At 36.7% G+C, this 11401-nt stretch carries 8 protein-coding genes; 1 reads left to right on the plus strand and 7 read right to left on the minus strand.

All coding sequences use genetic code 11. The annotated features are described in order from the left end of the window. Window positions 1-64 precede the first annotated feature (64 nt). A complete protein-coding gene (locus HYG93_RS18720; protein WP_256733501.1) occupies window positions 65-1027 on the plus strand; it encodes a hypothetical protein in 963 nt (320 codons plus the stop codon). Between the two features lie 69 nt (window positions 1028-1096). Here the strand turns inward: HYG93_RS18720 and HYG93_RS18725 are convergent, their stop codons facing one another. The 7 genes from HYG93_RS18725 to HYG93_RS18755 form a co-directional block, all read right to left on the minus strand. Then, complete coding sequence (locus HYG93_RS18725; protein WP_126132109.1) at window positions 1097-1549, minus strand: 3'-5' exoribonuclease; 453 nt, start codon at window positions 1547-1549, stop codon at window positions 1097-1099. A 105-nt stretch (window positions 1550-1654) separates the two neighbouring features. Further along, window positions 1655-2779, minus strand: coding sequence for a hypothetical protein (locus tag HYG93_RS18730; protein ID WP_178962770.1), 1125 nt, complete (start codon window positions 2777-2779; stop codon window positions 1655-1657). Beyond that, window positions 2779-4437 carry an AAA family ATPase gene (locus HYG93_RS18735; RefSeq protein ID WP_178962771.1) on the minus strand — a complete coding sequence of 553 codons (1659 nt, stop codon included), beginning with the start codon at window positions 4435-4437 and terminating at the stop codon, window positions 2779-2781. The genes HYG93_RS18730 and HYG93_RS18735 overlap by 1 nt, the downstream gene beginning before the upstream one ends. Beyond that, window positions 4437-5921, minus strand: a complete 1485-nt coding sequence (locus HYG93_RS18740; protein WP_178962772.1) for a restriction endonuclease subunit S — start codon at window positions 5919-5921, stop codon at window positions 4437-4439. The genes HYG93_RS18735 and HYG93_RS18740 overlap by 1 nt, the downstream gene beginning before the upstream one ends. After that, window positions 5921-7486 carry an N-6 DNA methylase gene (locus HYG93_RS18745; RefSeq protein ID WP_178962773.1) on the minus strand — a complete coding sequence of 522 codons (1566 nt, stop codon included), beginning with the start codon at window positions 7484-7486 and terminating at the stop codon, window positions 5921-5923. The genes HYG93_RS18740 and HYG93_RS18745 overlap by 1 nt, the downstream gene beginning before the upstream one ends. 20 nt (window positions 7487-7506) lie before the next feature. Then, window positions 7507-11022, minus strand: coding sequence for a type I restriction-modification system endonuclease (gene hsdR / locus HYG93_RS18750; protein ID WP_178962774.1), 3516 nt, complete (start codon window positions 11020-11022; stop codon window positions 7507-7509). Window positions 11023-11306: 284 nt separating this feature from the next. Continuing rightward, a partial coding sequence (locus HYG93_RS18755) for a transposase domain-containing protein (RefSeq protein WP_046889966.1) occupies window positions 11307-11401 on the minus strand: 95 nt, incomplete at its 5' end.

The raw sequence follows: 11401 nt of genomic DNA on the forward strand, positions 1-11401 counted from the left end.
TTTAAGTTCTTGGCAAATTCTTTGGCTAATGCCAGCATTGCTTCATCTTTCATGGTAAACACCTGTGTTGCCCCTAACAGCGTTGAGGGATAGTCTAAGCGTTTACACAGTTTTATTTACAGTCTCTCATCCCAAGCAATTAGATTTAAAGGAAATTTCAACTATTCTCGACATAAATTATGAAACTGCACGTAAATTAGCAAATACGGGATGGTTTGATTTGGACAGATTATCTAATGATGCTAAAGCAGCAGAAGGGTATTCTTTTACAAAACTCGAAAGTTTTAAGAGTGAATATATCCTAGCCTCAACAATTGCGAAGAAATTAGACATTAATCCAACAAATCTTGTTGAAAAACTAGCAAGTATAGGAATTGTTCCTATTCGAGGCCCACATATCGATGCTTCCCCAGTAAATATATATCTTATAAGCTCTGTTAATCACCTAAGAAAATCTGATCTTGAAAAAATAATACAGTATCCTACTCTTACAGGTAGACCTAAAAAAAGCGTTACTCCACTTAAAACAAAGCAAGATTTTTTTTCGTTAAATGAAGCAGCAGAACACTTAAACATTAGTCCCAATAAAGTTTCTGTTTTGATTAAAAAAGGAATTCTCGTTAAAGATACCAGTTATCCTTTGTCCATTAAAATTCCCAAAGTATCCGCCCTTCGACTAAAGCATAAATTGCTGAGTGAAAACTCAATATCCACTAAGCAAGCAGCAAAGCTACTCAATTGCTCAGTGAATTGGTTAGGAGAATATTGGTGCAAATCTGGTTTTTTAACGGTAGAAAATCTGGTGTATTGGAAACTCGTTCAGCAAAAAGATGTCGATGAAGTACTTAAGTTGAAAGAAACCTATATGACGGGAGCTGAAGCCAGTAAATTACTAGGTATGCCTCACTCACATATTACCAATTTACACACTCAGGGACTGATCCAACCTATTTATCTTGGAACAGGAACTCCAATCCGTCTTTTTAAGAGATCAGATGTTCAACGAATAAAGCGCAGAAACTTATAAAAAGCCCTGTTGAATTCCGTAATGAGTGTGAATTGGATAGGTATGTCAATGCACACTTATTTTAAAAACTTACTGAAGAAACTTTGATGCATAATCTTGGCTCAAAGCTCTGGCATCCGCTAACGCATTATGAGGAATCTTGGAATTTTTTGTACTAAGTGATAAATCGAGCAAAAAGCCTAGTACTGGCACGTTGATACATTGCCCCTGTCCCAATAGCAAAATACGGTTAAACAACTCTATATCTGAAGGATAATCAGCCACAATCGTGATGAGACCTTCCTCCTGATTATTTACTTCCCATAAGAAACTACATAGTTTATCAACCAACTCCCACATAGGAATGGTGGATTGCCCTAAAATTGGCATGACATGTTGTAAAACAAAGGGATTTGGATTTTTGCATCCAACTGCCTCATAAAACTCATATTTACCATCAGCGGATACCAAGCCTAATGAAATCAGTTCACCAGTTCCTTGATCATGCCAACCATTAAACTCACAGTCTAAAAAAAGATGCACCCTTCACCTCATGCTATGTAAATTACTTTTAGACATACCCAAACGCACCTTCAAATAAAAAATACCTGAACTCTAATAATTAGAATACATTAAAAATAACAGTTCTTAAAAATGAAAGACTGAAGACAAAACTTCTTCTTGCTGATGTCGTTTTTTTTTCCATTCAAGAAAATTCCATATTTTCAACAGAAAGTCATTATCTTGATCTTTTAAAAACTCATATAATCGAAACCACCAAAAGCTCCATTCAGATTTTCTACAATCTGATGGTAACCTTGAATGCCTCTCAAGTTGTGCTTGAAAGTCATTGAAATCATTCGCTCTTAATTGTGAGTCCACTTTTTCATAAAAATGCGTTGTTAGATGACAAGTTACTCTTGCTGATATTTGATAGACACCATCCCAAATTTGAATTTTATTTTCAATATTGGGTGTCATCTTTGCAAATGCTAATCTAATATTTACCATAGAATCATTCAAATCCTGGCCCAATATGATTTGGGTTTTAATAAAAGTACAGCATGAATTTCGTAATGGTACTAAAGGATAAAATGCCTTTCTTCTATTCAACGTTTCTGGACAAACTAATAAATTCTTAGCCCCTTTAGCTTTACTATTACAAATATGGCATGTAGGAATAAAATTGGCAGGATGCACTGTATATGCCGGATATGTATCCTTACATAAAATATGATCATAGTCTGCACGCCATTGGTCAACAACTCTAATATCTGTTCTATTTTGAGAAAGTTGTGCTGTTCCACATATCCAACATAGCTCACTATTGAGCATTATAAAATTCTGATAGTGCTCCTCAATGGATTCCCCAGCCTGTTTCTTTATATCTGCCAAATCTTTTGTTTTAATGTAAAGATAAGCCGTTAAGTTTTTTAGAGCATCATGTACTTCCTGTGTGAATAATGGAAGTGCTAGATTTGTATCATTAAAGAAACTACAAACATCCTGTGCATTAAAGATTTGCTGATAGATAGCTTGCCTTTCAGGAATAGTTTTGGGTAAAACATTCCATAACCCCTTAAATTTTTCCTTAGTTAATTTATTTGTCCAACAAGCACTCTTCTTTATTATTAATCCATCCGAAAAACTGGTAAATAAAGACTGATTAAATCGTTTAGCATTGATGCTTTTTTCTAAAAAATGTAAGACTTCTGTATTTAAAATTTCAAAGACTTTACATTGAGGAGTATCAGGATGAATAGGAAATAACATTAGCTTTCAAGTTTCCGCAATAGATATCCTTTTTCCATGGAATCACCAAGGTTCTGCTCAATCCAATGTTTTAAATCATCGAAGTTTTCTGCTTTTTGACTTTCCTTCAATCTGTGATTAATATCATCAACTACTGTTTGAGAAATTAATGTTTTAAGATTAAAAAAACTTTTAATTAATACATCAAAAGAAGCCCCATAGGTTTCTTCATTAACGGGTTTTAAGTCAATCAAACCATTATGATTTCGCTCAAAAAAGAAAACATTTTCTTTTTTAAGTGAAGAAATCATAAAAGGTGAATGTGTTGATAGAAATATTTGAGAATCTTCAGTTCCCCCATCATTTAGATTTAATGCTTTTTCAAGATAGGTATGGAAGTAAGTTCGCCATGACGGATTAAGATGTGTTTCTGGTTCATCAAATAAAAAGAGAGACTGCCCAAGACCAAAAATAGTTGAAGCTGCTAACACCTGCATAAGTTGAGCTTCACCATCAGAAAGATCATCAAAACATACTTCCTGATTCTTATTGTTCAGAAATCTCAGCTCAACCATACTTAAAGGTAACTGAGTTTTCAAAGGTGTTTTAACTGTTTCAATAAAGTCATCTTTAGCTAACTTTCTTCTATTAGTAATAGGCCATTTTTTATTCCCTAATTGTTGTAATTTCAAGAATCTTAGGAAAAACGATCTAGGATCATGATAATTAGCTTCTCGTAAATTATTCAAAATACTCGAATTACTAAAATCAAGCTCAATTATACCAGCTAGAAAATTTAACTCATATTGATCAAATTGATCATTAGTCGTTCTATTTCCAATGGGGGTTATATTATTTTCCCCAACAGACCTTACAAGCATTTTTACATCACGGATCGCATCTATATCGATAACCCCCGATCTCAAATCATAATAAATCTTAGCCTTTATAGGATATTTAAAGCCCAATTCCCCTAATATATGTTCAACTTTTTCTAAAGGTAATAGAACAAGGCTCAACAACAAAAGGCTTGTGCTATCATAATCTAGATATATTAGATTACTTGGCTGTGGATTAACTTCTCTAAGACTTAAATAGTTCTCTTGATCGTAATATTCAGAATAGAGATTATCGAATATATGAGGGTATTTCTTAAGAAATTTTTTATTAATTTCAGAAACTTGCTCTTCATCAACACTCTCAGTTAGTAGTTTTTGACGCTGTGCACTTATTCTTTTAATTTCAAAGTACTGTAATGAGTTTTTCATAAAAGCACGCTGAAGATTTTCATTCAGCCCAGAAGCATATCCCACAATAAAATCAGGTAATGGAGCTCCCAAAAGCAATGGATGTCGTTCACCATCTTCAGTAATTTGATAGGAATTTACATTACCTTGTTTATCAATATCCACCAAAATCATATCTTCCGTTTGATTCTGACTTTTGATTAAATACTGAACATTTACCCCAAATGGTAATGGAGTGCGTGTAATAAAATCTTCTCGCTGCTTTCGCTCTAGATAAGCAAAAGTTTCTGCAATTAACTCAAGAAGCTGCGACTTACCAGATCCATTTAAACCGATTAATGCAAGTATATTTCCTTCAGTATTCTGAAAATCGAAATACTGATCTTTTAAGCCCTTATATTGCCCAATAAGCTCTAAAGAAAGTAAACGCATTATGCTTTACCTCGACCACGCTTTGTAGCAGGTTTAGCTAATTCACGTTCTACTTTAATTCTGCCCAACAATGCTTCAGCACTGTTATCACCACTGATTAACTCTGGATTAGCCTCACGCCAATCAACAGTTAACTCACCGCGAAATGCTTTAGCAAGGATGGATTGAGTAAGGTTATTTACTCTGTTTAAGGCTACTTGGACTTGTCCTTCAACTCTTTCAATGTATTCAAAGAAGGATTCAATCTTATTAACAATCTCGATTTGCTCTTCAAATGGAGGAAGTGGAAACTCAAGACCTTGAACAATTGCCTTATTCATGGCCTGTTGATTATTCCCTGAACCAACTTGTCTTGTTTCTTCATACTTATACAGCAAATAAAAGTATAAGAACTCCGACTTCGCAATTTTCTCTGGAACCCTTAATGCTGCTGTATTTTGATTATGACATGCCTCAATATCCAGAATTGCAGCCTGCCCACGAGTTTTCCCCTGACCAATCATTGCCAGCATAACGGTTCCAATAGGGTGAATTGTTGTTGAAGTGGATTTGTACCCTTCATCAGTTATATTTTCTTTTGTTGATTGAATTCGGCAAAAGCCAACTTCTGAACTACTAACCCAATTTATCTCGCCATTCCAAAAATCTTCTCGTTGTCTACTTGGAGTAGCTCCAACATATACATCAAATATTCTTCCAACATTCGTTTTGACCCAACTATCAGGAAATGCAGATAAATCAAAACCACTCTTGGGATATTCTATTTTTTTATACTTTTTATTATTTTTCTTGTATTCATTTTCCCAGTACTTATCAATAGAATAAACATCTTGCTTAACATGATTCGTGTTGATTCTCCGCCACCCTTCCGTTAACTTCCCACTCACGGCAGCAGCAAGCACAGATTGACGAAGTTGTTTAAGAATCTCAGGGATACACTCTAAACGAGCTTTAATGCTTTCAACTTGAGCAAGCAAAGTATCAAGCTTATCTGCAATGACTTTTTGTTCTGCTAGTGGAGGAACTTGAACACTAATATCAGATATATCTTTCGTACTAATATTAAGTTGGGCTGCACCTTTAGCCATTTTTAAAACAGCTGATTGAACTACATCTGAGCGCATTAGATTGAAAATAAATGAATGAACAAGTGATGAGTCAACCAATAACCTAGCTACACGCTGATTAAGTACAGCAGGCAAATGTGCCTGATTGATAACTGCTACGCGCCCAACATTCCCTGTCAATGAAATTAAAATATCACCGCTTCTAAGTTTGAATGCTTGTGCACTTGAATCACTCTCATCAATATATGCAGGGTTATTTAAACTAATAAACCCATCTTGAACATTCCCAATACGAATCACAAAAGCACCAGTCTCAATATAGGTGTTACTTTTAAATGCGTATCCATTCTGAAATGAAATAAAGTCACCAAGATTAGCACGTGTCCAACCCGATGGAAGATCCAACTCCAAACTCATCAATTAGCCCCTTCTAGAGCAGCTAATAATGCATCCAACTCAGCTAATGCAACCACAAGCTCCTCTTTAGCCTCACTCGCTAAAACTTCAGGCTCAGGCAAATTCGCAGCATCCACACTGTCTTTATCTTTGAGCCAACTAATATCTAATGAATCACCTTTATTCTCAGCAATCCACTCACGACTAAAGCAATGCCAACGGCTATGAGGCAACTCTTTATCTACATTTCGGTTTGCATCTTCATTAGCTAACTCTACAGATAAAGCGTCAAAACTGTACTCACCTTCTTGTCTTGGGCTAGTACCTTTAGGGTCATCACCATATACCACCTCAAATGGCTTTAAATGTTGCTCTGTAAAGGGCGTACGTTTACCAAAATTTGGCATATTTGTACGCAAATCATAGACCCAGACTTGTTTGGTACAATTTTCTTCTTGGTGTTTGTCTTCAGCACTGCCTTTCGTAAAAAAGAGGACATTCGTTTTTACACCTTGTGCATAAAAAATCCCTGTTGGTAAGCGTAAAATCGTATGAAGATTACACTTGTTCATTAAATCACGGCGAATTTCTGTACCCACACCAGACTCAAACAAAACGTTATCAGGCAATACAACCGCTGCTCGTCCACCCGGCTTCAAACCACGATAAATATGTTGTAAGAATGCTAACTGTTTATTACTTGTTGGGTAGGTTAAATCATCACGAGTAATACTAGCTTCACCACCTTTCGATGTACCAAATGGAGGGTTCGCAAGAATGATATCGACTTTATCTAATTTCTGTCCGATTTGCCCTAAAGAGTTACCTAAATGAATAACTCCTTCATCATCACCTTCCATACCGTGCAATAAGCAGTTCATTAAGGCTAAACGACGTGTACTAGGAACAAGCTCAACACCAACGAAAGCCTTATTCTTTTGAAATTTTTGTTGATCAATAGTTAAATCATACAAATCATCTGTTTGTTCTTTAATATATTGGTCAGCGGCAATTAAAAATCCAGCAGTACCCGCAGCAGGGTCTTGAATTGTTTCTCCAGCTTGTGGTTTTAAACAACGCACCATACTGTTAATTAATGGACGCGGAGTAAAGTATTGTCCTGCACCAGATTTTGTTTCAGAGGCATTCTTTTCTAATAAACCTTCGTATAAATCACCTAGACCATCTTTCGTGGCACTAAACCAATCAATCTGATCTAGGGTCTTAATCATTTGTTCTAAATGGCGTGGCTCTCGCAAACGTGTCTGCGCATCTGCATAGATTGCAGAAATTAGTGGGTCTTCATGGATCTGTTTTCCATCATGGTCTTTACCAGTTGATAGACTCAATAGAATGCGTTTGTAATCATTAAGTAGATTTAGTCCAGATTTACCTTTTAAATCTTCCCAACGGCATCCTTCAGGTAAAGGATGGCTCTTTAAGGTGCCAGCTTCAGTATTTTCATGAACCATTTTAATAAACAATAATAAAACCAGTTCAGTCACATAATCTGAGTAATTAATGCCGTCATCGCGCAATACATCACACAGATTCCAAAGTTTTTGAACAATATCATTATTTGTCATGGTCAATCCAAATTAAAAAATTACGCACTTTGCGAAAACCATATGGCTTCGCTCAATTGATCTAAAACAGTATCGAGCTGATTGCCTAACACTTTATCCATTTGCTTAGCACCGCCCTCATCACCAAAGCGATTATTAACGAACTCACGGTCAATAATGACTTCATGTACAAGCTGCTTTGCTAAACGTTCTAACCATTTACGTTGAGCTAATGTCCAAGGATGCATACTATAAATTCGCTGCATACCTTGCATGACACGTTGTTCAAATGGAATTAATGCCTCACCTAAAGCTGCACGGCGTATGTGGCCAACAATACTCGCAGCGATATCTTGATTGGTTTGCTGGAGAACTGCACTCCGCAAATTGGCCTCATTATATCCATTGCCATCTAACAGTAACTTAACTTCTTTTAACTGCTCTCGAGTTAAATCTTTAGGTCTATTTACTACTACCCCTAAAGCAACAGACTGGTTCAACTGTTCTTTAATAAAGTGATTAAATTGATCTAAATAATCTTCAGGTTTTTGATTTGCACCGTAAGTCTGTTCTCGATTGACCAACTCATCCTGATGCTCTGAAATAATAGGCTTCCTGTCAGAACCAAGAAGTTCATCAACTTTAGCTAACTGATTGACTAAACCTGAATGCTGTATCATAAATTCAGCAGCCTTTTTAGGGCCTAGATCATGTAAATACTTATGAAGTGTCTTAGGCTCAACACCCCACTGTTCGTGCAATTCATTTAACTTTTGCTTTAATAACGGCTTATTTTCTGCTTTTTTCTCAGCTTTACGCAAAACTCTCATTAGTTTTTGGCTTAGCTGACTCAGGACAACATGCGCATGAGTTTCCCCTAATTGCTCACCAGGGCAGTTTAATGCTCTGTCCAACATTTCAGGATCTGTTAACTCTTCAACGAGTTGTTCTAGAGTTACATTCGGGTCTTTTACTAACGGCTTCATGGTATTTACATCTTGCAAAGCAGCATAAATATCCACAGGGTCATAGATACGAAAAACAGTTTTGCCAATCTCATCACAACGACGGGTCGCACGACCAATCATCTGTTCATATAAAATACGAGACTTCACTCGGCGCATGAACACAAGATTACAAATCTTAGGCACATCAATCCCTGTAGTAAGTAAGTCAACAGTAACCGCAATACTCGGGTATCTCTCATTTTTGTATTGACGAATTAGTTGATCAACCTTGTCACTTTTACCTGTAATCTTGGCGACCGCGGCCTGATTATACCCACCATTGTAAATATCTTTAAAAGCATCCCCTAAAAGACGTACCACCATATCAGCATGAGCATCGGTCGCACAGAAGATCATGGTCTTCTCATCACCAAATGGATCAATTTCTTGAGCTAATTGTTCACAGATCACTCTATTAAAGTCTTTAGTAATTACTTGACGGTTAAAAGCATCAACTTCGAAATTAAGCTCATCATCAAGTTCAGCACTTTCGATTGAGCCTGTTTGTGTATTGATCGCATTAACCTTTTCCCCTTTGGAAAATTTAATCCCATTTTGAGAAAGTAAAGTTTCATAACGAATCGGTGGCTCATGATCTATAAGCCAATCATCTGCGACTGCTTCTCGGTAAGAATAGGTATAGACGGGTTTACCAAATATGTCACTCGTATGTTTTGCAGGAGTTGCTGTTAAACCTACTTTGACTGCGTCAAAATAGTCCAACACTCTTCTATAGCTAGATAGATATTGAGCGGCATCACGTGTTGCAATTTCGCCTTCAGTCATTTCCTGATCTAGGGCATATCCCCGATGGGCTTCATCCACAATAATACAATCGAATTGGTCAACTGGAGGTGGGTTATCACTCTTAAATATGCGATTGACCATTGCCTGCACCGTTGCCACTTGCACACGTGTCTCTGCTTCAGCAGTCATATCACCCAACTCAGCTACATTATAAATTTTAGATAACGTATAGTTTTGCTCTAATGGAGCTTCGTTGAACGCATCAAGCGCTTGCTGACCTAAAGCAGTACGATCTACTAAAAATAAGATACGTTTAAATCTTTCTGTTTTTAAAAAACGGTACATTAAACCAATAATTGTTCTTGTTTTACCAGTCCCTGTTGCCATTGCTAACAGCGCTGAACGAACACCTTGAGATAAAGCATTTTCAACTGCAATAATTGCTTTTTGTTGATAATCACGAACTTTTAAATATCCAAAAGGCTCATCTTTTAATTTTTGCTGCGCCTCTTCTTTACTTCGTTTAAGGATATCTAATAAACCTTCTGGACTATGAAAGGATTGTAATGGACGTCTAGTGTTACTCACACTGCGTACATCTCTAAACCAAGTTCCAGACTGTTCTGCCGATTGTTTGAAATACTCGCGACCATTACAAGAATAAGCGAAAGGAATATGATAGAAGCTATCAACACCATCAGACCAAGGTTGTGATAATCCTTCTAGCAGCCAAGCACCTTGTAGTGGAGCTTCGATCGTTATTCCATGACTGTACCGTTCAGCTTGAGTGATAGCGCCAGCCACATTCAGATTTTCTTTTTTTGCCTCAACTACAGCAATTGGCGTTAATCCTACAAAGAGCACATAATCAGCACGTTGACCTTTAAAATTTCCCTTCATCGGCCATTCAGCAATTGCCATATTCCGCCCTTTTTCAGGACGAGCACCTTTACGATAATCCAGTTCTTGTGTATCGGCTTCCCAACCAGCCTCTTGTAATTGCTGATCAATTAAAATACGAGTTAGCTTTTCGTCTAATACAATAGATTGACTTGCAGCCCTTGCATTACGACCAATTTGTTGACGTTTAACAGAAACTTCTTTTTCATTCTGATTTGAAAGTTGTTGCTGTAACTCCTTAACCTTCTCTTCATATTCTCGTTGTTGCTTTGCAAGCGCCTCTTCATGTGCTTTAGTTTGAGCCGAAAATTTCTGAGCAGCTTCATCCATTGCTAAAGCTAATGCTTCATATTCCGACTTTTCCTTAGCAATTAAATCATTTAACTGCTGGCTAGAATCTATTTGAACATTGGCTTTTTGCAGATCATTTCGTAATTCCGATATTTCAGCCTGTAAATCTCGCAATTGTTGACTAGGATCAACAGGAGGCACAAAAGGTTCAGGTTTAAAGTCTGGCCCAGCTTTACCAAAAGAACGATGAAACCAAATTGCTAGATTCCGCGCTATAACTAAACCACTGACAGCTTCTTTATGTTTTGTCTTAAATTGGTGAGTAGCTTTGTTACCCTCAATCCTTAAAGTATGGAATAAATCACGGACAACTTTATCTAACCGCAGCTCACCACTTAACTTATAAATTAAATCAGCCTGTGTAGTTTGCTCATTAAATTCAATACCAAGTGTTAGCGCCATATGCTGTGCAATAGCCTCACCCAACTGGCGAAGTTTAATCAATGTTGTATTAGGATCACTATAAAAGGCCCTTTCTGCTGCCCCAGCCAATTCAACGAATAAGGGATCGTACTCAGCTAAAAAACCAAAATTTTTAGATTCAGGCGTCACGTTAAGTCTCTCAGTCTTATTTTTTATCAAAAGTAAAAATCCGTTACCCACACTATAATTACATCAAGTTATGATTGAACTAGGCAACTAAATTTCATCTTAGCTGATCAATGTCCTATATAGCTAAAAAAATTATAATTTTTTCTAAACTTCATAGAAATAATTTTGCGACATAAGATGTCGTTCTAATGCTTAATAGTGCTACCTAAGTCATCGTTCTATCTAGACAAATAACAAGATCCCGTTAATATCTGTAAGCGTCCGCTGAATCCCATACCTATTTTTTAATTCGATTTAGGTTTCCAGCAGTGCGGCAGCAATTCTTCAATCTGGGTCACTTTATGTGTCGGCAGCCTTTTCAGCACATCACTTAAATAGG

This window comes from Acinetobacter sp. SwsAc6 (assembly GCF_013391565.1).
In the GTDB taxonomy this organism is placed as follows: domain Bacteria; phylum Pseudomonadota; class Gammaproteobacteria; order Pseudomonadales; family Moraxellaceae; genus Acinetobacter; species Acinetobacter cumulans.